Raw genomic sequence first — 24957 nt, 5'->3', positions numbered from 1 at the left:
TCTGAAGGGGAAACTTCCTTTTTATCGGGGAAGGCTACGGTGGTAATATCGCTGGTGTAATAGTCATACCCGGGACGGAGCAGTTCGTATTGACCGGGTGTTGCTGAATACATCGTGGTCATGCTGAAGCCGTCGTTTAACGCTGCTGCTGTATAGCCGAAATCTTCGATGGAGCCGGATGTGGTTACGGTGGCCTGGGGGGCTACGTTTCTGCCTCCGGCAATGACTTCAATTTCATCCAGCGATAGCAGGTATTGTTTTTTACCTCCACGCGAAATGGAATAGTTCTTCTGTGTAGTTAACCGGATGTAACGGGCTTTTACCTTTTTTTGCTTTAAGGAGACTACCTGGTTACCGGGATCGGGCTGACCGCCGGATTGTGAATAATAGCTGCGCTTACCGGAGAAATCGGAACGATTGGCGACTTCGATCTTAAATTGTTTTGGAAAGCCGAAGCTTTTCTTTCCCTGGTTATCGAAGGGGTGCAGGCGTATTTCGGTTATTTCCTGTACTGCTCCTAAATCGAGCTGTATCCACTTTGGCTCATCGGTATCTGAAAGGGTGGAATGCCAGGCTTTGGCTTTGCCTGCGGGTTGGTTATCCATCAGCAGCACAATGGGTTTGCCTGTTCCCTGTACCTGGATCTCGCTGTAGGCGATGTGCTGAACGGCCTGATCGGGCTTGACCCAGGGCCCGCCGCTGTGGCACCAGCCGGGGCCTAACTGGGTGGAAATGGTCAGGCCTAAGCGGGCGGATTCTTCGGCGGCAAACTGCCAGGTCTTGAAAAATTCGGGGGTTTGGGATATGATGGGGTTGGGCATGTGATGATCGCTCCACATCTGGCGGTCTTTGGTCTCGCTGCCGACCAGCATGATCAGGGTTCCGCTCAAGCCGAACTTTTTGAATTGTTCCAGGTCGGAGGTTATGCCTTTTCTGGTTACCATATCGTTCACCCAGTCCCAGAATATCCAGGGCCGGTACGTATCTGACGGGTTTTGGAATTGCCGCACATCCTGGCTGTAGCCAAAAAAGGGTAATAAAAGAAAGAGAACGACTATTAACTTCAGGATTATTTTAGTGAACATATATCGGATATTATTGAGTTAACTTATCTGCTTAAACATGAGGACGGCATCGGCTAATCCGTATCTTAAAAAATTATTCATAGCCATACACTGAAAATTCCGCCAAGTGTGCATAATAGTTTGGCCCTTTGGTCATATACAACCTGATATATCTCATAGCCGGCGCATTAGGAATGTTAAAGGACTGTGGCCCGGCCGTATTTGGCATAATGAACGAGCTGATATCCGTCCATGTTGAGCCATCCATGCTTCCCTGCACAATATAATCGGTAGCATCGGCTGTGATTGCATTAGGCCTGGAGGTTAGCTCTACCCGGGCTACGTGAAATACCTTCTTCATATCAGCAGCCAGCCAATGCGGATACGGCGGCTTTGTTGTGGTGTGATCGGTATGCCAGAAGGTATTTATATTATCGTCAATGGCAAACTGCGGAGGCCCTCCCCCATTTGCCAGCTGCGATGTTGCAGCATAAGAATCTGCTGAGGCAACCCAACCGGACTTATCCAGCTTCATCATCACGTTTTCTGTAACTGCAGGCGTATAGAAGGTGTCTATGCTCAGCGTATCGGGAAGAAATAAGGTGCTGTATTGAAACGTAGTGCCTTTTTTTACTCCTGTTACTGTAGACAAAGAATCGCTTATGGGAAATCGTTTCATCAACGCTTTACCAGTATTGTCTGTATAGGTAACTTCTGTTGCGTAAGCGCCACCCGATATATCGGCATTGCCCCATACAATAGTTAATTTTCCGGCTTCATCAATTTCTGCCAGGTTAACCGGACGTATTAATAACCCATCCTGGTACTTTTCGCCATACGTAGCGCTCAATAGTTCTACAGGTACTGAAACGTTACCTTTTGCATCGTAGGTTTTAATGTTAAACACGTACGATTGCTCTGGCAGGTTATCAATAATGGTGCTGATGGTATCTGCACCTGGCGGAATAGGTACTTCTAACGAATCTGTATAATTATTCCAGAATATCTTTGCCCGGATCACACTCTGGTCTGTACCTTTTAACCATACGATCTTAACCCGGTTACGGCCGGTATAAATTACCGGCTTCACGGCTCTCTGCGGATAAATTATTTTCCCGGATTCCGTAAATTGCCTGTAAGTGCTGTCCATTTTTTTACAGGATAAAAATGCTCCGGAAAAAGCTACCCATACAACTATTTTAATTATCAGTGATCTCATATTACACTCATTATTATTTTATTTTCAATTACCGCTACGGCTGTATCTGACCGTATATATCCAGCTCTGTTATAACTATCTGGCCGGCACTGGCGTATGTTTGCAGTGATTTCCACCGGATATACCGGTATGCGGGCTTAAGTTCTGTGAAGGCAAACTCTTCGCCCAGGAACCAGGCATAGTTTTTATCTTCATCGTTAGTTTGCCCCAGCGGAAGACCGGATGGTTTGAATGAATCAAATGTGCCCAGCCGCTCCCAATTATTCCATCCGCCGTCTGCATCGGGATTATTGGAGCCCCACAATTCAAATTTCTTTACCGCAGAACCGTTATACATGTGCGAACCATAGGCCTGATGTTCGCGTATGCGACTGATAATGACTTTTTTACCTAAGTCTATGGTAAACCATTGTGGTAAAACAGAATTATTGGGCGAGCCAAAAGTGCCGGCATATACCTCAAGGCTTCCGTCAAACACGTGTTCAAATACCAATCCACTTGATGCTCCCTGCCAGGTATCGTTGGGCAGGTGTACCGCCTTCCAGGTATTTTTAGGAATAAGCTCCTCGAAAAGTGGCGTGAGTGTCATTTGCAGTGTATCTGATTTATTACTCCAGCGGTCACGTACTACAACGCCGAATTTCTTTTCTACCGAAGGTAATCCTCTTACCGAGAATTGTCCCTGCGGAGCAGCAGTATAAAACGTGTAGAGATTTGACCAGGTATTAAGCCCTGTACTATCTGTAAGCACTTCGATAGCGAGATCTGCCCGGGCTGCATTTTCAAATGAAACCTGTACTCCTCCAAATGTGGCCGCCATGCCTACTGTTTCAAAAGCGGAATACACCGGCGGCTTTAATGGCTTTACGGATACGGTAAGCGGCTCTGACTGCTTCCTGTTTTTCCCGATACTGTACAGCTTCACCTCATGGGTCAGGGTATCGCCATAACCAACCAGCGCCAGCGTATCATTGTACAGCGTAGCTTTAGCCTCACGGTATACACCGGGACGTATCTCATATACCGCTTTGGCATAATAAAAATTAGGATCGTCGGGTACTTTGTAAGTAAGTATAGCGCCTCCGGGTTTTGCCTCAACTTTTACATTGCTGATTAATGCCGGCGCCGGTGCATTATCATCTACTACATCATCCAGCCTTCCTTCTTTTGTACAGCCATAAGCTATCACGATAAGTACAATAAGAATTAAATATTTTTTCATCTTAAATATATTTTAATGTTTACCATCCAATGTTTTGAACCAGATTGCCGTTCATAGACAGCGCACTGGTCCTTATTGGCCAGAAATAGTCTTTAAGTCCGAATGTTTGATTGTACAGCACACTTGGGCGGTAATAATAGGCGGCATCTTCCTGTTGTAAATCCCAGCCTTTTACCGGCATATTAAGCTGTGTAGCCGCCTCTTTCCACCGGCGTAAATCCCAGAATCGTTTTCCTTCAAATGCCAGCTCTATGAGCCGTTCCTGGTGAATAATGTCACGCATGCCATTTGGGGTGGTGTATTTGGAACCGTTGATGGAATACAGATCCCAGGAGGTTTGAACGGTTGGCAAGCCCGCACGCTGGCGCACTTTGTTCACGTAATCATACACTTCATTCCCGGGTCCTTCAGATTCGTTCAACGCTTCTGCATACAACAGGTATAAGTCTGCCAGGCGCATAATGATAAACGGGTATGCTGTTACTGAATAACCGTTTCCTTTTTTATCGATCACGTTTTCGTAGTGTATCAGCTTTTTTATAAAATAGCCGGTTACTGTACCAAAACCGGGCTTTCCGTACCCGTTCCTTTGCCGGTATTTGGCCATCAGGTAAAATAAGTCAAGCGGCTTTTTATCATCGTACATTCCCTGTCCATACCAAACGCTGCCGTCAAAACCCAAATCGGCATAAAACCGGGGTTCCCTGTCCAGGTTTAGCTGTGCCGTGGTATATCCCTGCCTTACATATAGCTTATCATTGCTGCCCGCTGTTTTTAATGAATAGCGCTTATTGTAATTCCACGTTTTGTCTTCAGATATGGGGACACCATTGCTGGTATAAAATAATTCGGCAATTTTTAGCGGTGGCGATAGCTCGCCATGGATTGTTGTTATATCCAGGTTATCCGGATCCCAGAACGGCGTCATCAGCTTTTGCAGCGAGGTTGAGTTGGTTTGCGTATTTGCCCAGATAACTTCACTGTTCCAGCGTTCGCAAACACTGTTTCTTATACTGAGTTGTGTTTTGATGGTATCGGAAAGCGAGTATTGCTGAAAATCAGGATTATACTTATAAAGCTCCATTCCAACCTGATGGCATAAATCTATTGCCTGCTTACAGGCTACTGCGGCAGAGTCCCATTTCGCTTTAGAATAAACAGCATTAAACAGAGGTGTCCCATCGTGATTTTTGAGGGTACTCATATCGGCATTACCATTGAACAATGGGCTGGCCTCGTATACCAGAACTTCGGCTTTAATAGCCAGCGCAATAGGCTGTGTAAGGCGTCCGAGCTCTTTTGTAGGATTATCAATAGTTAACGGAAGGTCTCCCGCAGCTTCGTTGATCAACTGTACCACGTAATTGAAACATGAATCCATTGGCGCCCGCGATACTTCCACCTGGTTCTCACCGGCATCTATAGCCAGGTTCTGTTTCATCAGCGGAACAGGGCCATACATTTTCATTAAATAGAAATGATAATAGGCCTTTAAAAATTTAGTTTCAGCAATCCAGCGTCTTTTCTCAGTTTCATCTATGTCCGGCACTTTATCAATATTTTCAAGAAAAATATTGCAATTGCGTATTCCCTGGTAGTAATACTGCCAGCGATCTCCTAAGGGAGTAACCGAATTCTGGAATCCCCGGGCTACTTCCATAAATCCCTTTGCAGATTCAAAGCGCCATATCTCATCACCTGCAAGCATACCCGGATCGTCGGCCAGATCGCCGTTTTTTGGCATATATGAATAGCAGGTAAAGAGAAATTTCTCTGCCTCATGCCGGTTTTTAAAGGCGTTATCAAGCGTTGCAACGTTATCGGGCACTACATCTAAAAACTTTTTGCACGAATTGAGCAGGAAAGGTACCAACAGGATGAAACAAGCCAGTAATTTATATTTTTTCATAACCATTTGCTGTAAGATTTAATACTATGAAGGCTTAGTTAACTGCTATATTCAAGCCGATGTTAAATACTTTTTGTATGGGATAACCTAATCCTTTACCGCCCATTTCCACATCCCAAAGGCCAAATTTGCTAAACGTGAGCAGGTTGCTTGCATTTACATAGATCCTGAATGTTGATGTATTGATCCGTTTTTGCAGCTTCTTTGGAAGGGTGTATCCAAACTCTACCTGCTTTAAGCGCAAAAATGAACCGTTACGCATGAACCAGGTGCTGGGCTGACTGTTATTGGCGCTTACCGTTGTGCTTAACCGGGGCCACAGGGCGTATTCATCACGTACATCTTCAGACCAATGGCTATCGGCATAGGCCTTTAGCAGCTGGTTATCACCGGCAAAAGGCGATGTTGCTTCTGCATCTATCCAGAATGATTCATTGGCCAGCCCCTGAAAAAACACTGAAAAATCAAATCCTTTATATCCGGATGATATACCAAAGCCATACACTATTTCGGGCATGGTAGGATTACCGATAGGTACCTGATCGGCATCTGTAATTTGCCCGTCGCGGTTAACGTCACGATATTTAATATCGCCGGCTCCGTAAGGGCCGAAATTCTGCCGGGGCGAGTTGAGCACTTCGTCATCGTCTACAAACAACTGTTCGGCGATGTATCCATAATTTTGATAAATGGCATTGCCTACATGATAGCGGTACGCTTCTGCATACCGGGGCTCTTCGTATACTTTATACTTGCTGGTAGCGTAAGTAAAATTACCTAAGGCCGACAGCCACAGGCTATTCTGAAAGTATTCCTTATAATCTAAGGAGATATCGACGCCTTTACCGGTGGCCTGGCCTACGTTGGCCATGATCGGCGCCGTAAATCCGGCCTCAAGAGGAATGGATCCCCGGGTCATCAGGATATTTTTACGGTTTTGATAGAAATATTCTGCATTAATGTTCAGCTTATCAAACAAACCTACTTCGAGCGCCAGGTTTTTTTGTGCAGATGTTTCCCAGGTTATATTTGAGTTGGCATACCTGGAAATAGCTACCCCGTTCTGCGTGTACATTGCACCGGGATCGCGACCAAACGAAGCGCCACGATCGCCACTGTTCATGTTCACATTAGAAAGATAGAAAAAGCGGTCGTCGTCAGAGCCGATAGCATCGTTACCAATAATACCGTAAGTTGCCCGCAGCCGCAGATTGGATATGGTTGGTTTAAGCTCTTTAAAGAATTTCTCATTGGATATGGTCCATGCGGCTCCTACAGATGGGAAAAAGCCAAAGCGATGGTTTTTATCGAAACGCTCGGAACCATTATATCCAAAATTAAACTCGCCATAATACCGCTTATCATAATCGTATGTTGCCCGGCCTGATATGCCCAGGTTTCTGTGCGGAAGCGACTTTTGCAGATTGCCGGCATTGGCATTCAGCTGGGTCTGGCCCATAAAAACCAGCATACCGCTTAATCCATGCTTACCAAACTCACGGTTATAATTAAGCCTTGATTCCAGGTAAAACGCTGAGCTTACCGTAGTGGGGCCTTCGCTATAACCCAGGTACTCTGTTCCGCTATCGGGGTTAATGTTTGAAATGCTGTACATATCTGTAAACACATCGTATCCCGCTAAGGTGTACCAAAAGGGTTTATAATTTCTCACTACATCAAAATACGACCGCCTGTTTGTATTTACCATTGCACTGAAAGCCAGCCCTTTAGTAATAAATTTTAAATCCTGGTTCAGCTCAAGCTGTGCCAGCATTAAGGAACGTGAGTACTCTTTGTAGCCTTTGGTCATATCGGCATACGGATTTATATATGAGCCATCGTCGTAATTGCCAAACATGATATGGCTTACCGTGGCATGCTGCGCATCTACCGGGTAGTAAGCCGGAAACAATACCGGGTTTGAGCGCATTACTTTTTTATACATGGCTTCCCCGCCATCAATAGGGCCCTGGTAATCATCAAAATTGCCGCTTAACCGCACGGTCATTTGGGTTAATTTTGACAGGTTTATGTTAACGTTTGAGCGTAACGTGTAACTTTTCAGATCAATATTGTTATTAAAATTATTCCGGTGATCTACCTTCATCAATCCATTATCCTTGTTAAATGATCCCGAAACATAATACCGGGCAACATTTCCTCCGCCGCTGACACTCAGGTTTGCCCGCTGGTTCATGGTACGGTCTTTAAACATGAGTTTACGCCAATCGTTAGCCGGATAAACAACAGGGTTGTTACCGGCCATGGTGTTTTCTATTTTCCTGTCGGAATATACCAATGGGGCCAGCGGATCGCGGGTTAGGGTGGCCTCATTATAGAGCTTCATATACGTTACCGGATCGGCAAGCTCTACATTGGTTACCGGTTGGGATATGGAGTTTTCTATACGGAAAGCGATATGCGGCTTCCCAACAGTTCCTTCTTTGGTTGTAACCAGTATAACGCCATTTGCGGCTCTTGAACCATATAAAGCCGTGGCTGTGGCATCCTTAAGAATAGAGAAATTCGTAATATCATCCACCTGGATACGGGCTAAGTCTGTGGTAGTAACCTCTATACCGTCAATCAGGATGAGCGGATCTTTTTTATAGCCAAAGGTGGTTACTCCCCGGATAAAAAAATCGGCATTATCCTGTCCCGGCTCGCCACTACGCTGAAAGGCTATTACCCCGGCGGCACGTCCGGCCAACGCCGTAGTCAGATTGCTGGAAGGTACTTTGAGATCTGACGGGTTTACGGATGTAACCGATCCTACCATATCGCTTCTCTTCTGCTTGCCAAAGGCCACTACCACTACCTCTTCGAGGTTTTTGCCTACCGCCTTTAGCAGTACATCTATGACCGTTTTGCCTGCAACCGGAATTTCCTGCGTTGCATAACCTACCATAGAGAATACCAGCGTTGCATCATCGGGCACAGCCAGCTTATACTTACCGTTGGCATCTGTCATTGTACCCAGGTTCGTTCCCTTCACCTTGACCGAAACTCCCGGCAGCACATCGATTGAATCACGTACCGTTCCTGTAATTTCTTTTCTTACCTCTTTTTCTATCTCTTTAGCAAGAGGCGTTACCACGATAGTTTTTTCTACCAGGTTATACGTAAATGGCTGCCCGACAAAGCAGGCTTTCAGCGCTTCGTCTAAAGACACTTGCTTAACACTGATGGATACCGGTTTAGCATGTTCCAGAAGTTCATCATTATAGAGGAATAAATAACCGCTTTGCTTCCTGATATCTTTGAAAACACTTTCTAAAGACGCATTATTTTTTGTGATAGATATTTTTTGTGAAACCGCAACGGCACTAACCTGCATACAGGCTATGGTTAGTAAAACAGTGGTAAGTTTCATGGTTAAAATGGTTGTTTTGGAAAAAGCACGGCCGTACCGGGCTCTACCTTTGCACAGTAAATTAAAAATCATATTTTTAAACTGGGTTTAGTTGATATTCTGAGTAAATAGCGCTTTGCCCTTTAAACCGGTAGCGTTGCCCCGCTGCCGGTTATATTTTAATTATAAATCGGATAATTATTTCTCCATACTCATGCTGTTTTAAGGTGATACCATAATTTTTGTTCCGTCAACTTTAAAATGTATGCCACCTGCCAGTTCAAGCATGGCAAGCACTTTTGACAAGCTGGTATTGCGTGATATCAAACCGGTAAAACGCCTGGATGCCAGGTCACTTTTATAATCTGTTTCTACATTATACCACCGCTCTACCTGGTGCATAATGGTTTTCAGGTCTGTTTTATTAAATTGAAATAGCCCGTTTTTCCAGGCTACAGCTTCTTCGGTGTCTGCATTGTACAGCTTAATGCTATTGTTATCTACCCTGGCTTGTTGTCCAGGAACTATAATCCTGGCATCCCTTCCGTTACCTACCTTTACCGAGCCTTCCAGCAGCGTGGTGTTTACCGAGCTTTCATTTTCATAGGCCATCACGTTAAAATGTGTGCCTAATACTTCTATGGTGGTCGTATTGGTCTGCACTTTAAATGGCCGGAGCCTGTTCTTAGTTACTTCAAAATAGGCTTCGCCGCTTAGCGCTACATTTCTTTCATTACCCGCAAATGTATTTGGGAAACGTAATGAGGATGCGGCATTGAGCCACACCCGGGTACCATCAGGTAATACTACCTGGTACTGACCGCCTCTCGGTGTTACTATGCGGTTATATCCCGTATCGGCTGATAACGATTGTGGCTTTGTAAAGAAAACCAACTGCCCGTTTTGCTTTACTACTTTCAGGTGCTTATTTTCCCTGACCTGCCCATCTTTTACCTGATCTAAGATGATCACAGAGCCATCTGCCAGTTCCAGGCGAGCCTTGTTTCCGCCTGGTGCAACATCACCAGATTTTGCTTTTTTTACAACGGAAGCTAATTGCGAAGGCTTGGTCAGCTGATAGATATATGCACCCAAACCTATCGTGAGAAACAGGATCACGGCGGCGGCAATACGCAACCAGGATTTCCGGTGACGTTTTGTATACTGTGCCTTTCCAATGATATCCTGATAAATAACATCCGCCTTATTACCCGGAATATCTTTCAGGTCACTTTTATCCAGCTCATCCCATACGTTATCCAGCAATTTAGCAATGTCATGCTGGTATTCCGGTCGCTTTAGCAGTGACTGTAATTCCCGTAATTCTTCACCGGTACATTTATCATCTAAGTATTGTTGGTACAGATATTTTAATCTTTTGTTCATAATTGACCTGGGCGCTGGCAAAAGAAACTGCGCACATCACCCCCTTTTCTTATAGAGACCCGGGGGAAGTAACATCGGAGTAATGGAGGGTAAAAAAAATTAAAAATTAAGGTAGAAGGTTGGAAGGTAGCTCATGGCTTATGGTTCATGGCTTATAGTCCGGAAGTCGGAGAAAAGTTGAGCGCAGCGAAATCCCGATTATTCGGGGTCAGAAAAGACCGGAAGCGGAAAAAGGCAGAAGGCAGAGGGTTGGGGGTAAGGACGAACAACCAACCAACTAAACAACCAACCATCTAACAACTAACAACTAACAACAATATAACAATTAAACAATCTTTAACTTTTACTTAACCTTACCTGTTTTTCAGAAAAATCTGCAATAAAGTGATAAAGAGTACAACATCACTATGCTTTGTTACGTAGCTACGGAGAAACCGCAGCGCATGCTGCATGTGGGTTTTTACCGTGAGCGGAGAAAGGGATAAACGTTCTGCTGCCTGTGCATATTTCAGGCCTTCGATGCGGCACAATTTGTACACCTGCTTTTGTTGGGGTGGTAATAACTCAATAGCCTGGTTAAGAATAAAAGCGGAGTCATGAAGAAAAATAATGTCCTCGGTTTGATTATGGGATTCTTCCCAATGATAGGCTAATACATCATCTGCTTTCATTTCCAGGCGGTTCCGGCGCAGCACCTTTAATGTGGTATTCCGTACAACTACTCTTAACCAGGCCTCCAGGTTTTCAATTCCGGCAGGATTCTCATGTTGCCATAATTTCAAAAACACGTCATGTAAAATCTCTTCGGCCTGCTCGCCTGACTTAATAATTTTAAGGGCATAACTGTAAACTCTTGTGCGGTATTTATCAAAAATAACACGGAATGCATACTCATCTCCCAATGAGATATTGTTCAGAAGTATAGTCTCGTTCATTTAAAACACCATTGAGCGTACATTATCTCAAATTTTTATTCAAAAATGAGATTTCCGAATAAAGCGAATATTATGATTATATTAAGTGTGTTATTGGTTTAGACCAATGTAGGTACAAAAAATGGCTTAGCTATCCTGTGCTGTCCTGCTTAGGCTAAACGAATCAAAAAGGCCCTGATTTACTGTAGCATAAATCAAGGCCTTTTGTACTTTTGGCAAAAATCTTCATTACTTAAACAACGGCTCGGTAAACTGGCTGTCCCCGTCTTCTTCTTTTATGACCATGCCGTTGGCTCGCGGGATAAATGTGGTTACGCTTAAAGTTTGTTTGGTTTTATTGATCTTCATCAGCCGCATGGTTCCGTTACCACCGTTACGGTCTTTTTCGCCGCTGTAAGGCGGGTTTTGCCGCGACTGATAATCTGTTAAATAGGATTTTATCACATGCCCGTTGTAATCATCTCTTCTAAAGCCTTCGCCGGAAATATGACCTCCCAGCATCAGGAAAACATTATTGTGATATTTAGCCATATTATAGATCACCTTGCCTTGTGCCGTAAACTCGGAAGGAACACTGTTATCTCCTTCGCCCGGCTTAATATTGCTTGTTGAACCTTTAGGCCGCTTTAATAAACCATGCGTTACCAATATGGCTTTGCGACTGTCATATACCGTTAAGATACTATCGGCCCAGTGCATAACCTGCTTTTCATAAGTGGCATTGTAAGTATCTTTCTTTGCCGGATCATTGTATGCGAAATAAACGGCAATGTAGTTATCGCCATTGGCAGAGAACAGGTCAAAATGATTATCGCTGTTGTCGTTATTACCCATAGCCCCGCCATACCAGGGCTTATCTTTAAAATGGCTTTTGCCGAAATATTTTGTATAGCTGGTATTAGGGCTGCCGTTGGCAGGCTTGCTGTTAGGCGTTTCATCGTGATTGCCTACAGCTAAACCGTACGGGATATTATCTTTCTCCAGCTTATATAATACGCTACTGGCATTCACCCATTCCTGCGGTTTGGCCTCGCCGTGGTCAGAAATATCGCCCAAATGAATAACATAAGCTATATTTTGCGCTTTCCGGTTATCACGTATCCATTGTATCTGCTGCTCGAACATTTCCATGGTTCCGCCATGTTTGGTAGCGGTGTAGTACTGCGTGTCCGGCAATACCGCAATGGAAAAATATTCATCGCCGGGCGATACGCCATACGTTGAAGTGGTAGTGTACGATTTGGTTTTACAGCCAAAGGATATCAATAACAGGCAAACGGTTACTGTCCATTTACCCAGCATAACGGATTTGTTGAAGTTCATTAGTTTCTCCCTAAATCCCTCTACCAGGGAGAGGGTTTTTTTTAATATTAATAAGCTCATTTTCTTAAATACTTACAATTTATCAATATAACTGGGTACAACCCTTATTATTTTCATATAAAGATTTCACAGGCTTAATTAATGGACGGTGAAGACACCGTCCAGGGCTTCCTGCCGCTGCTGGTGTCCCCACCAACCCTTCAGTACAACTTAAATTTTCATTTTTTAACAGACTCTAAACCCTGTATAGTTACCGGCCCGAGCAAGCCCGAAGGTAGTAATTTATCTTCTTTTTTAAATACGATATTGGTATTGGTCAAGCGCTTTTCTTTAGGCAGAGCGGCATCGCCAATCAGGCGGTTAGGCCAGAGATTGATCACCTCAATTTTCAGCTGATTGCCTTTTTCTTTCACTACATCCGAAATGTCTACCCGCCAGGGGGCTGTCCACACAATCCCCAGGTCTTTACCGTTTAACCATACCTGGCAAATGTCTTTAACCACACCTAAATCCAGCAGTAACGATTCATCCTGCGTTTTTTTCCGGTTTAAATCAAACGTGTTGTGATAAACAGCCTTGCCGGAATAATATTTAACCCGTTTATCCGGATGTTTGCTCCAATCCTGTAAGGTATTGAAGGTAATTGCTTCGGGGCCGCCCCATGCCGGATCAAACTTTACATTCCATGAGCCATCTATTTGCTGCCTGGCTGCAAGCTTCGAGGTATCCTGCCAAAGCCAGGCTTTACCCGTTTGCGCAGCGGCAACCTTTGGAAACACGATAAATAGGGACTGAAATTCGTGAAATTCTAATAGAATGCTTGTCTTGCCCCCGGCTACACGGAATTCCGGGTGAGCTACCTGCCCGGAAACGGCATCCCATAGCTCAGGTTTACGGTCTTTTACCCGGAACAGGCATTCGGTTTTAACGTACTGCTTATTCCGGTTGGTCAGGAAATAGATCTCCGCTTCGTCGGTTGTACGATGGATGTAATCGATCCAAATATCTTCGCCGGTATATTCAAAATCGGGCGATATGCCATCGCTTAACAATACGTTGCGAATACTCTCGCCGTTAACAATACGTCCCTTACCATAACTGCGGCGGGTTACTTTTTTATCGGCAACATCCCCCCATATTTCGGTGGCAAGCGTTTTAATTTCTTTATCGCATTGCGGATAATTTTTCAATCCGGAATCTGTTTTTGGCGCCGGCCCGATAACCGTGGCGCCGCTTTTTGCCAGTTGCCCGATTTTACGAACCACAGCAAGCGGCATTCGCTCCGTATCCGGAAGCACCAGTACCCGGTAACTCATCCCGTCGGGTAAACTAATACGGCCATTCTTTACATTCAGCCGGGTTAGCAGCACTTCTTCATTACATACATCATAATCGTAACCTTTGCCCAACGCCGGATCGGCATGTTTTTGTGTCACCAGGTTAGGCGCTGTATCGCCATTATAGTATAATACATCAGCTACAAATTTGCCGGCCCGAAGCAGGTATTGGCAGCGTGCCACATAGGTGAAAAACGCACCCGATTTCTCCCACCAGGTAACATTCGGGTTGAAATGTGTGCCTGCTCCATACTCATAGCCCGGCTTACCGTCCTTTGGCCGGGTGGCGGTTGACGTATGGATAACAATGCGGTTTATCCCTTCGCAATAAGCCCTGTCTAAAGCCTGTTTTAAGGAGCCGGGATAATCCAGCCAATGCCTGTAGGTTGTAAACGCTTCCGCAGATGCTGTTTGACGGCCATAGATATGGGCTGCCGACGCGACCATTTTGGTGACTTTGTTCTGCCCGGCATCCAGCCGCGATACACCGTAAGGCTGGTCAGGGGTTAGCGTGGAAGGATCGTCATGTTTGGTTCCTAACCAGAACTCTCCCATCGGGAAATCGCTGCGCCCCAGGTTTTTCAATCCGTCCATGCACATGGTTCCTGAACGACTGGGGCCTGCTGCCTCGTTCTGTACCTGTATGCCGTGCCTGTGACATAAATCTGCAAAGTGCTTATAATGTTCATCGGCCATACAATCGGCCAGCGTTTTGCGATAATCGTTCAGGAAGCGATCTGAAATTTCGGCGCTGCCAATTATATATCCCGAAAGTACGGGCAGATACGGTTTAGCATCATATCCCCGGTATTTCCTGAATTTTTCCAGGATTCCGGCCGTCCAGTTCGGAAAACCATCTTCAAAGCTGTCATCACAGAAATACGCCGGCTTAGCGCCTGCTTTGGCTGCTTCGTCCAGCAAGAGTTTACCGAGATTATCAAATTGCAGGTCAACGCCCTTATGATCAAACCAGTCGACAGATAAGCCATCGGCTTCGGGCTGGGCAATCATTAACCGCGAACCCGTCATGCGGTGGCCGGTACGGATAATCGTCCAGTTACCCGGCGGAACCTGCCAGTTCAAATGCCCGTCTTTCGACATGCGGGAGGTCAGATCAATTACGTTTGATAAGGGCACCGGCTTATCGCCCGGAGTATTTTTCCACGGGAACAGCGTAGGGCCCATAATATCGGTAGCCCGGGCAAAGTTGCTGGCATCTTTGCGATTCGCCTTAGCGGCCAGCACGTATTGCCGCTCGCCATTGATTCGATTTCTGGGTTTATCGGGCGTTAAGATGGCAACCACTGCCGTATCGTGATAATCCAGCTCGGCCAAGGGCAGATCAAGGTAACTTTTGTAACCGGGAGGATTAAATACATGGTTGTAACCATCATGACTGCCGGGCAGCGGTAGCTTGCCCGAAAACTTTTGCGGCCCTTTTACTGTAAGCTCCGATTGCAAATACCAGCGACCGGAATTTTCGGGTTTGATCCAGGGCCCGCCCATGCACCAGCCTGAGCTTAAATTAATACCCACCTCAATATTTAACCGTTTTGCTTCCTTCATGGCATGACGGTACAGCTCTTTCCATTCATCCGAAAGAAATTTTGCGCCTTGCGGAAACGGAACTCCGCCCAGTCCGCCGGAGGAGTTAACAAGCAGTACACCGCCCATTCCTTTGGCCCGGAACTCTTCCATATCGCGGGTTATGCCTTCTTTATCTACCAGTCCGTTAAACCACCACCAGTAGCACGACGATTTGCTGGTATCCGGCGGAGATATAAAATGTTTCAACAACTCGTCCTGCGAAATTGCTGAAACAGGCTCATCGGCCGGATTAAATAGTGCAGCATGCCCTGCCGCCGACAATAATGCCAGGTTAGCCGCTGTTACGGAACTGATCTGTATAAATTTTCGTCGATCCATTATGCTGTTATGTGTTGTCGGTTACAGGTTATGAGCATGATGATGTATCCTCTCAGAACACACAACTCATAACACGTAACTACTAAATATCTTACTTAAATTTAACCACACTCACCGCAAAAGGCTTCAAGGTAATGGTATTTCCGTTTAAACGACTTTCTGCAGCAGGGTTTTCGCCGGTAGATACATCTACGGTTTGCACTACGGCCCCTTCAGAACCGGCAGGAAGCTGGAGCTGTATCTCTTTATTGCGTTTGTTGATCAGCAGCAGCTTCTTACCGGATTTGGTAACAAATGCCTGTGCTGATACTTCGGGTGCTGCCGAACGGGTATTGACCAGCTTATCGCCGGGGCCGAAATTATCTTTGATCACTTTCAGCACCCAGAAACGGGCATTGGGCTTACCGTTTTTCCAGTTCATCATACTTACATCCGGGAACTGGGTGGGATAGCCTACCAATTGCGATTCGCCAGCGACATCAATACCCAATTTATTCAGCTCCAGGTAAATGTAGGCATACATAGCGCCCGACAGGTTCCAGTACTCGTTGGGAATAATGCCCTTATGGTCGTGGTTGGTTAAAATATTGCCAATTTCATTGATCATGGTAAACGTATGCGGGGCCAAACGTTTACGGATATTTTCAATATACCGAACGCGGTCTAAAAAGCCATCTGCCTGATCAAAAAAACCGTACTGATAGTAATCCAGCGGTTGCTCGCTAAATGCCGGGTGTCCGTAAAAATGATAGGAAATACCTTCTAAAGGCACACCGGGCTTATGGTTGGCCGGGTTTAAGAAATATTCAAACCATTCGGGATTGGTTTCGTGAGCGACCGAGATACCTACAAATCTGGTTTGTGGCGAGATCTTTTTCAGCGCCGTAACAATCGCGTCATACAATTTGGTGTACAACTGTGGCGACATCCTGTGCTCCAGATCGGGTTCATTCAGCACTTCCCAATAGGGGAATTTATAATGATAATTGGATTTATGGAATTTGCCCAGCTCATCGGTAAAACCGCCTTTGGTGTACCAGCTGAATAAGCGCACAAAATAATCGGCCACTTCCTTGCCTGTCGGGTCGCGAAGCTCAGTTCCCTGATTATACTTCCAGAAAGGTTCGTTCGGATCATCCGGGTATACCACAGGCTTGCTTGTTTTAAACATCCACACAGGGATGGTGCTGAAATTCATTACCGGCTTATGATCGCCGGCCGCATTCATAAAATCTTCTACAAGCGGGTCGGCATAGCTGAAATCCCAAAAGGTTTGATCTTTGGTTGGCGGCTTCAACTCGGCCACGGCCATTTTTACATACGGAAACCAGGGCACAAAACGTACATATTTTGCCTGCAGCTCCTTAAGCGCCCCGAAACTACCTTTATGAATAGGCGAATTCCGCAGCAGCATGGGATTTACCACGACCTGCAAGGTAGGCGTAGTTTTTGAAACGATACTGGTCTCATCCCATTTAATGGTAACCGGTTTTTCCTGCGCCCGAAGATCAGGCTGTGCAAATAACACCGATAATCCGGTGATGATTGCGAATACGTTGCGATAATTCATAGTTGGATTGTTTTATGGGTTACGTGTTGTGTGTTACGGGTTATGAGTACTGGTTACGGGTAACACGTAACTCATAACAGGCAACTGTCTATTTATTCCAGATAAAAAATTTCTGTCAGCGGCACTTGTACGGGCGAATTATCCGGGTTGGTTTCCATAATATCTACCAGATGATCCCACCATTTCTGCATCAGCGGATGCGTGCTTAAGTTTTTCAGTTTCTGCTTGTCTGCCGCTTGCAAAACGGCAAATACGCAATCTGTAGCTGCATCGAAAAAAATAGAATAATTACTCACCCTGGCATCCTTTAACAAATCCCGCAGTTCGGGCCATAAAGCGTTATGCCGTTTCCGGTATTCTGCTTCGCAATTTTTAAATAATTGCATTTTAAACGCTATACGATACACTTTTTATAAGTTAAAAGTTAAAAGTCAAAAGTTAAAAGTCAAAAACCTACTAAGCTCCCTTGGCGCCATATTTAAAAGTCAAAAGATTTGCAAGACTCATCATCGATCCTATTTCCCTGATAAAGTATATTCAAAATGATACGTTCCTGAACCTGCTGTAAGCGCTAAATCATTACCGCTCTTAATTACATCTTTTACCGATTTTACTTTGCTGATTGCCACTGACGATTCGGTAACGGCAGCACTTGCAGCGCCGGGCAGTACAATCTTCGCCGTGGTGTTGGCCGGAACAGTAATGTCGAGCGTGATTTTGCTGCCTTCTGTTTTCCAGGCTGATGCAACCTTTCCGTACATTGTTTCCAGTCCGGCTGCTGCTGTTGTAAAATTACCTCCCAGCTGAGGGGCAATGCGTATGGTTTTATACCCTGGTTCTGCGGCATTAATACCGGTAATTACTTTGTACATCCAATCGCCAATTGCGCCATACGAATAATGATTAAAGGAATTCATACTTTCGGCCTCGAACGTTCCATCGGTTTTAATGCCATCCCAGCGTTCCCAAATGGTGGTTGCACCCATTTTTACGGGGTACAACCATGAAGGGTAAGTTTCCTGTAATAGCAATTTGTAAGCAACATCGGTATAGCCGAAACGTGTTAATACATGGCAGATGTAGGGTGTTCCAAGAAAACCGGTAGTTATATGATTTTTATATGTCTTGATGTTATCCACCAATCGTTGTGCCGCCTGCTGACGCAGATTTTCGGGTAACATATCAAAATTCAGCGCCAGCACGTACGCGGTCTGTGAACCGGACACTAACCTACCCGACGGCGTAACATATTCGCGGTTAAATGCATCTTTAATATTTTTTAATAAAGCGGTGTATGTTGCCACGTCATCATTTTTCCCCAACACACTGGCTGCGTTGATCAGGTTCTGTGTTGATGCGGCATAAAATGTTTGTGCAATAAGGTATTTATCGGTTATCGCGGCTTTTCCGTCACGATCATCAGCCATGGTATAAAACAACCAATCGCCGTAATGCCCACCGCTGTTCCACAGATTATTTTTACTTATGCTGCGCACATATTCAACCCAGGCCTTCATGCTGGAGTACTGATGTTCAAGCAGTTGCTTATCGCCATACACGGTGTAAAAATTCCAGGGAATAATGGTAGATACGTCGGCCCATCCGGCAGAACCGTCATTGCCCCGCTTTTGCGTAGCCGGAATTACGACAGGAACTCTTCCGTTGGCATATTGATCGGCTTTAACATCCTGTAACCATTTGGTAAAAAACGACGCCACATTCATATTATAAGCCGCCGTATTGAAAAATACCTGGGCATCGCCGGTCCAGCCTAAGCGCTCGTCGCGTTGCGGACAATCGGTTGGAATATCCACAAAATTGCCTTTCTGTCCCCACTGGATATTGTGCTGCAACTGGTTCACCAGGCTGTTTGAGCTGGTGAATGTACCGGTTGGCTGCATATCCGAGTAAATGGCCACCGCGGTAAAATTGTCCTTATCGGGTTCGCCGTGTAAACCGGTAATTTTAATAAACCTGAACCCGTGAAAGGTAAAGTGCGGTTCCAGGAACTGGTCTGTACCATCCAGGATATAGCTATCTTCCTGTTGCGCTGTGCGTAAATTCCCGGTATAGAAATTACCTTCCTTATCCAGCACTTCGGCATGTTTAATTTTCAGGGTATCGCCCGCACGGCCTTTTATTTTTACCTGCACCCAGCCCACCAGGTTTTGACCAAAATCGATAACGGTTTCGCCTTTCGGCGTTTTAATAACTTTTAACGCCTTGAACTGCTCATGCCGGACTACCGGTGGCCCCTGCTGTGCTACCAGGTTATCTAACGAAGTATGAACTACCCGTACGCCTTTCCAGTTTTTTGCTACCGCTGCCGTAACCGGCTTATCTAAACGGGAATCGAATGTTTCGCCCATGTAGATATCGGATGTTTTGATCGGGCCGTCAAAAGATGATTTCCAGCCTTCATCGGATACTATAACCTGCTTTTTTCCATCTGCAAAAGTGATTTCCAATTGATATAACAATCCTGCTTCTTTGCCATACCAGTTACGTTTCCTTTGCCATTCCAGGAATCCGCGGTACCAGCCATCGCCCAACGTTACCGCAGCGACATTTCCACCCGATTTTAAGAACGAGGTTACATCATAGGTTTGATATTGCAGTCGTTTGTGATAGCTTGTCCAGCCCGGGGCCAGTAAATGATTGCTGATATTTTTACCGTTCAGCTTCGCTTCGTAAAGCCCGTGTGCAGTGATATATAACCGTGCTGATTTTACAGGAGCGCTTACATTGAATGACCTGAAAAATACCGGTGCCGGGCTTACCGCACCATTCGTTATTTCTGCCGCTTCTATCCACTTTGCCGACCAATCGGATGGATTTAATAAGCCGGTTTCCCAATATTTTATCCCGCTCCAGGGTGATGCGTTGCCGTGATTATCCCAAACCCGTACCCGCCAGTAATACCGTTGCCGGGATTTCAATTCAGGTCCGTTGTATAATACGTGTACAGATTGACCGGAATTAACCCGGCCAGTGTTCCAGCTTAGGTTTTTGCCGCTGCTGATGTCCGGCATAGTAGCTGCCACCTGTAATTCATAAGCGGTTTGCAGGGTGTTCCGTTCGGATGAAGACAACTTCCAGGCGAAGGCTGGTTTAACATTTCCTGTACCAACAGGATTATTATTGTAATCTGTTGTCAGGGCCGATACCGTTAATTTTTGTGCGTGTACTAAAAGTACCTGTACCAGGAATAAAATCAATAGTGAAGCTTTTTTCATGTAATATTGGTTTATATAAACGCTGTAATGTCGCCAATTGCCGGCAACCAATACATTGGTTTGCCTAAAATAAACGTTAGGGTTTAACCATCTGTCATGGACTATCCTGCCTGCGGAAATAAGGCAACTATTACTCAGACCGATATTTTTCATTACTGATATTTTGAGCCATTTCGTCAGCGGTACGAGCTACAATCTCGCACCAGCGAAGGCAGACAAATCCGATAAGATGTCGCACCGCCCACAGAAATAACCGTTATTTTGAATACTATTTTTACATCATAATACTATCAACAATATACTTTATCTTTGTGATGAAGTGAATTAATTATGTTTACCATACAGCCTCAATATATTACTGATAACACAGGCAAAAAAATATCTGTGGTGCTTCCTATAAAGGATTTTAAGGCCATTATAGCAGAATTGGAAGAACTGGAAGATATTCGCCTATATGATGAAGCTAAAAAATCCAATGAGCCTTCAATTCCAATTGATGAAGCGTTCAAAATGATTGAAGCAGAACGTAAATCAAAATAGATGACCTACCAGATTACCTTAAACAAAAAGGTCGTTCAGTCTCTTGGTAAAATCAATGAACCGTACTATTCTAAAATCAAAAAGGCTATTTATGACCTCGGTAATAATCCCCGCCCTCAAGGTTATAGAAAATTGAAAGGCAGAGATGGTTATCGTATCCGCGTAGCACATTATCGTATTATTTACGATATCTATGATAAGATCCTTGTAGTTGATGTTATCAACTTGGGACATAGAAAAGATATTTATGAGTAGTCTGTCATTGACCGGAAAATTGAATTTCATCATTATGATATTCTTCTCTATTTTGTCATAATCCAGCTAAAACGTCGTAAATAGCAAATCCATTATTTTTCAGCAAACAAGATATTTACAGGCCCAATCAATCCCGAAGGTTCTAAAGGCGAATCTTTCTCCACATATTTCCAGGTACTGAACGTTACCCGGTCTTTGCTTGGGCGTTGTTCGCCGTTCCATACCCACTTCGGTATCTCTATTAAATGGTAGCCTTTGTAATCATTACCGGCATACAGTGTTTTCTTTCCCCATTTCAAATCTTCGGGCAGTTGTTCATCGCCTACCATACGGTTCCACCAGGTATTGGTTACCTTAACGGTAAGCGTATTTTTACCGGGTTTTAGCAACGATGTAATATCAGCTTTAAAGGGCGGTTTCCACAACACACCGGCCGAAACATTGTTTACCAGCACCTCAGCCAGGTTCCTGACTTTACCCAGGTCAAGTATAACGTTTGATTGCAATTGCTTTTTGGCAAGCGTTATATCGGTTTGGTAAGCAGCCGTTCCCGAAAAATATTTGATGCCCGGATCTGCGTTTTCAGTAAGCGAGCCAGCGGCCAACCGGGCGGTTGCCGGGGCACCGTAACCAGCCGGAAAGCTTACATTCCATATACCGTTTAATGCCATTTGCGATTTTACTTTTTGCTCAGCATTGTACACCGGCAACGTTGCAGTTGCTTCTGATGCCGGCTTAAATACTACAAATACAGAGCCCATTGGCGGGAACGTGATGGAAACCTTTGTACGCCCGCCTTCTTCCGCCCATGTTTCCGGTTTATAGCGCTTACCGGTTTCAGCGTCCCAGAGTTCCGGAACTTTACCCTGCACCCGGAATACCATTTCGCTCTGGTTAGGTGTTGCTACCTGGCTGGATACAAAATAAACTTCGTTATTACCTATGCGGCGATGTATCCAGGCAATGGCATCTTCGCCCTGACGTGTACCGCGGGTAGTTTCTTCAAAACCACCCCAGGCCATTGCTTTTCCTCCGGCTTTTACTACTTCCACATCCGGCAGGCTTGTTGTTCTGAGCAGCTTCAAAAAATCTGCCGACCATTGGCTGGTAAAGGCGGGACGACCGTAAAACGCCTTATTCTCGGCACGTGTGTCACGGAAATACTGGCTCTCCGGCTCATCTGTATCGGTATAAATGGTATTTATCCAAACCAGCTTCCCTTTTCCTACCCGGTTTTCAAAAACGGTTTTTCCATCGGCTTTTCCCCACAGGGCGGCTGCCGCATGTTGTACGTCCTCATCGCATTTAGGATAACCGGACAATCCCGGCGCTCGCAAAGGCTTATCCTGGCACACAATGATACCGCCTTTCTGAGCCAGAACGGTTAGTTTCCTGATCAGGGCGACATCCATCATGCCATTGGTTTTTGGCAGGAAAAGCACACGGTATCTTGCCCCGGACGGAAGCACAAAATACCCGTCTTTCCAATCCATATCGTTCAGCAGACTTTCTTCGGCGAGCAGGTCATAGTCATATTTTTTATGTAAACCGCCCGGCATGGCATTTTCCCAGTTTAAGGTTGGCATTACACCGGCAACATCGGCAACATGAAGCCCCTGGCTTAACAGGTACTGACACCGCGAAAGATAATCGACCCAGGCCTTACCGGGTTCCAGCCATGTCTGGCCGGGAGCGAACATGGTTCCCCAGAACATCATGGGCATGCCGGGTTTTACGTCTGTACCCCAGGGTTGCAGCGCTGTACCGTGCAAATACATTTTATTCACTCCCTGGCAGAAAGCCAGGTCACCAACCCGCTTTATCCCATAAGGATCCATTTTCCAGTTTCCATCGTTCCACCTGCCGGTGAACGATTCTGCCGCTACGGTTTTACGCCCATACGTGTGCGCCGAGCTGCTGGCCCATTTCAACGTATTCATACAGTCGCCACTGGCCCAAAACTCGCCGGTAGGCACTTGTACTCTTCCGGCCATGCGGATAGGATCAAACGGCGCCATATAAGGTTCTGTCATAAAATCCATACCGTTGGCCGCAGCTTTATCGGCCAGGTGAGTAAAGAAATTTGCCGCAAACAAATCGGTTTGGGTAAGGTACATATCGTTTAAAAACCGTTTGGTTAATTCTTCACTACCTACTACCTGTTCAGTTTTAAACGCTAAAAGCCAGGGAATGGGATCATATCCACGCCGTTTGATAAACTCCTGCCTGAATTTCCAGGTCCACTCCGGGTTACCTACTTCCCAGCTATCAGCTTCGAAGCCTTTAATGGTTTTGCCTGCCAATTGCGGCGAGTCTTTTAAATAGCGGCCCACCATGCTTGAGAACATGGCGTCAACGGCATCCCCATCAAGCTTATCACATTCCAGACCTTTGCCCCCAATGGGCGCCGGACGGTTAAACGCCTGGGCATTGCGCATGGCATAACGCCGTATTTTCCAGCTCCCCGGAGGAACGTTCCAGGTAAGTTTACCATTATTGACCTTAGAAGTTAGTTCTATTATTTCACCGGGCTGCACTACCGCTTTATCCGGAAAGGCAACCAGGGCAATATCTGTGGTATAATATTGTCCGCCCGGCTGATTCAACACATACGTATTGTTGGCCTGCCTGCTGGCTGTACCGTTATAATTGTCTGTTATCGACTTTAGCGAATAACCATAATTTTCAATAGAGGACGAAGCCGTTACTTCGGCATTTTTAGCGATATTTTTACCGTTATCCAGCACCTCGATCTCTTTTAGCGACAGCGGATATAAGATACGTCCATCGCGTTTAAGCAGGTAATTTTTAAGGGTAGTTAAACGGATATACTGCCCGTTTGCTTTGCCTTTAAGCACAACCGGTTCTGAATTGGGTTGCGGATAATCTCCCGCGGTTTTGTAAAATACTTTCTTATCTGAAAAATCGGGCTTATTGGCTACTTCTACTATAAATTGCTTGGGAAACCCAAAATCGACGAGGGTTCCATTTAAGAACGGATACAGGATGATCTTGTCTATGTTTGCAGGCTTATCAAGTTTTATCTGTACCCAATGCGGTTTATCTTCTGTTATGAGGTTGGAATGATAGGCTTTCCCCAGATCCAGGCCATCTTTACCCAAAATAAATGTACCGTTTTTCAGCGGCCCCTGTATCGTTTCTGTTTCTGTAAATTCCAGGTGCTGTACCGCCTGATCCGGTTTTACCCAGGGGCCACCGCTATGACACCAGCCGGGTCCCAATTGTGTCACCATGGTTAAACCGAGACGGGCGGATTCTCCGGCAGCAAATTTCCACATTTCAAAAAACTCCGGTGTTTGCGAAATTACCGGGTTTGGCATATTATGTTTCTGCCAAAAAGGATAATTACCGGTTTCGCTGCCCACAAGCATGATCAGCGTACCCCGAAGCCCGAATTTCTTAAAGTGCTCCAGGTCTGAAGTAATTCCCTTTTTGGTTACCAAGTCATCCATCCAGTCCCAGAAAATTCCGGGCCTGTATTCATCGTCAGGTTCGGCAAATTTGCGGAGATCCTGGCCGTAGCCGGATATAACTGAGCTAATGAGCAGTGGTAGTAGTAATCTAAGTTTCATTATATCTGTGCTGTTTTTAATTGGCTGATCGCATGTATTTAATAACAACATGCAACAGGAAAGCCGAAATTAGCGGATATCCCTTGCACT

At 45.3% G+C, this 24957-nt stretch carries 15 protein-coding genes; 2 read left to right on the top strand and 13 right to left on the bottom strand.

Going from position 1 to position 24957, the window contains the following annotated elements:
* The 12 genes from FW774_RS15170 to FW774_RS15115 form a co-directional block, all read right to left on the bottom strand.
* Positions 1–1085 (bottom strand): discoidin domain-containing protein (locus tag FW774_RS15170; protein ID WP_187774914.1); only part of this gene is annotated, 1085 nt, incomplete at its 3' end.
* A 73-nt stretch (positions 1086–1158) separates the two neighbouring features.
* Complete coding sequence (locus tag FW774_RS15165; protein WP_149349044.1) at positions 1159–2283, bottom strand: DUF4998 domain-containing protein; 1125 nt, start codon at positions 2281–2283, stop codon at positions 1159–1161.
* 34 nt (positions 2284–2317) lie between these two features.
* Positions 2318–3505 (bottom strand): DUF5000 domain-containing lipoprotein, encoded by a 1188-nt coding sequence (locus FW774_RS15160; RefSeq protein ID WP_149349043.1) that lies wholly within the window; start codon positions 3503–3505, stop codon positions 2318–2320.
* Between the two features lie 19 nt (positions 3506–3524).
* Entirely contained in the window at positions 3525–5414 is a 1890-nt protein-coding gene (locus FW774_RS15155) for a RagB/SusD family nutrient uptake outer membrane protein (RefSeq protein WP_149349042.1), read from the bottom strand.
* A gap of 34 nt (positions 5415–5448) precedes the next feature.
* The gene (locus tag FW774_RS15150; RefSeq protein ID WP_149349041.1) at positions 5449–8787 is read right to left on the bottom strand and encodes a TonB-dependent receptor; all 3339 of its coding nucleotides are present in this window, start codon (positions 8785–8787) and stop codon (positions 5449–5451) included.
* Positions 8788–8988: 201 nt separating this feature from the next.
* Positions 8989–10152: a FecR family protein gene (locus tag FW774_RS15145; RefSeq protein ID WP_149349040.1), complete on the bottom strand. Its 1164-nt coding sequence runs from the start codon at positions 10150–10152 to the stop codon at positions 8989–8991.
* 353 nt (positions 10153–10505) lie between these two features.
* A complete protein-coding gene (locus FW774_RS15140; RefSeq protein WP_149349039.1) occupies positions 10506–11087 on the bottom strand; it encodes an RNA polymerase sigma factor in 582 nt (193 codons plus the stop codon).
* Between the two features lie 228 nt (positions 11088–11315).
* Positions 11316–12470: a metallophosphoesterase gene (locus FW774_RS15135; RefSeq protein WP_149349038.1), complete on the bottom strand. Its 1155-nt coding sequence runs from the start codon at positions 12468–12470 to the stop codon at positions 11316–11318.
* A 158-nt stretch (positions 12471–12628) separates the two neighbouring features.
* Positions 12629–15673, bottom strand: coding sequence for a glycosyl hydrolase (locus tag FW774_RS15130; RefSeq protein WP_149349037.1), 3045 nt, complete (start codon positions 15671–15673; stop codon positions 12629–12631).
* Positions 15674–15764: 91 nt separating this feature from the next.
* Entirely contained in the window at positions 15765–17243 is a 1479-nt protein-coding gene (locus FW774_RS15125; RefSeq protein WP_149349036.1) for a glycosyl hydrolase family 39, read from the bottom strand.
* Positions 17244–17335: 92 nt separating this feature from the next.
* The gene (rhaM, locus tag FW774_RS15120; RefSeq protein WP_149349035.1) at positions 17336–17650 is read right to left on the bottom strand and encodes an L-rhamnose mutarotase; all 315 of its coding nucleotides are present in this window, start codon (positions 17648–17650) and stop codon (positions 17336–17338) included.
* 108 nt (positions 17651–17758) lie between these two features.
* The gene (locus tag FW774_RS15115; RefSeq protein WP_149349034.1) at positions 17759–20479 is read right to left on the bottom strand and encodes a glycoside hydrolase family 78 protein; all 2721 of its coding nucleotides are present in this window, start codon (positions 20477–20479) and stop codon (positions 17759–17761) included.
* A 330-nt stretch (positions 20480–20809) separates the two neighbouring features.
* Here FW774_RS15115 and FW774_RS15110 point away from each other — a divergent pair, with 330 nt between their 5' ends.
* Complete coding sequence (locus FW774_RS15110) at positions 20810–21019, top strand: hypothetical protein (protein ID WP_149349033.1); 210 nt, start codon at positions 20810–20812, stop codon at positions 21017–21019.
* A complete protein-coding gene (locus FW774_RS15105) occupies positions 21020–21274 on the top strand; it encodes a type II toxin-antitoxin system RelE family toxin (protein WP_149349032.1) in 255 nt (84 codons plus the stop codon). It begins immediately after the preceding gene.
* Between the two features lie 92 nt (positions 21275–21366).
* Here the strand turns inward: FW774_RS15105 and FW774_RS15100 are convergent, their stop codons facing one another.
* On the bottom strand, positions 21367–24867 hold the full coding sequence (locus tag FW774_RS15100; protein WP_187774913.1) for a glycosyl hydrolase: 3501 nt from the start codon (positions 24865–24867) through the stop codon (positions 21367–21369).
* Between the last annotated feature and the right edge of the window lie 90 nt (positions 24868–24957).

This window comes from Pedobacter sp. BS3 (assembly GCF_008274585.1).
GTDB lineage: Bacteria > Bacteroidota > Bacteroidia > Sphingobacteriales > Sphingobacteriaceae > Hufsiella_A.
Note: the sequence above shows the minus strand (reverse complement) of the source record. Positions and strands in the feature narration are given on the sequence as shown.

Excerpts from the sequence above, each read along its gene's own strand:
- FW774_RS15150 (WP_149349041.1), bottom strand. The coding sequence starts at position 8,787 with ATGAAACTTACCACTGTTTTACTAACCATAGCCTGTATGCAGGTTAGT.
- FW774_RS15135 (WP_149349038.1), bottom strand. The coding sequence starts at position 12,470 with ATGAGCTTATTAATATTAAAAAAAACCCTCTCCCTGGTAGAGGGATTT.
- FW774_RS15160 (WP_149349043.1), bottom strand. The coding sequence starts at position 3,505 with ATGAAAAAATATTTAATTCTTATTGTACTTATCGTGATAGCTTATGGC.
- FW774_RS15155 (WP_149349042.1), bottom strand. The coding sequence starts at position 5,414 with ATGAAAAAATATAAATTACTGGCTTGTTTCATCCTGTTGGTACCTTTC.
- FW774_RS15105 (WP_149349032.1), top strand. The coding sequence starts at position 21,020 with ATGACCTACCAGATTACCTTAAACAAAAAGGTCGTTCAGTCTCTTGGT.
- FW774_RS15100 (WP_187774913.1), bottom strand. The coding sequence starts at position 24,867 with ATGAAACTTAGATTACTACTACCACTGCTCATTAGCTCAGTTATATCC.
- FW774_RS15115 (WP_149349034.1), bottom strand. The coding sequence starts at position 20,479 with ATGAAAAAAGCTTCACTATTGATTTTATTCCTGGTACAGGTACTTTTA.
- FW774_RS15145 (WP_149349040.1), bottom strand. The coding sequence starts at position 10,152 with ATGAACAAAAGATTAAAATATCTGTACCAACAATACTTAGATGATAAA.
- FW774_RS15140 (WP_149349039.1), bottom strand. The coding sequence starts at position 11,087 with ATGAACGAGACTATACTTCTGAACAATATCTCATTGGGAGATGAGTAT.
- FW774_RS15165 (WP_149349044.1), bottom strand. The coding sequence starts at position 2,283 with ATGAGATCACTGATAATTAAAATAGTTGTATGGGTAGCTTTTTCCGGA.
- FW774_RS15130 (WP_149349037.1), bottom strand. The coding sequence starts at position 15,673 with ATGGATCGACGAAAATTTATACAGATCAGTTCCGTAACAGCGGCTAAC.
- FW774_RS15125 (WP_149349036.1), bottom strand. The coding sequence starts at position 17,243 with ATGAATTATCGCAACGTATTCGCAATCATCACCGGATTATCGGTGTTA.
- FW774_RS15110 (WP_149349033.1), top strand. The coding sequence starts at position 20,810 with ATGTTTACCATACAGCCTCAATATATTACTGATAACACAGGCAAAAAA.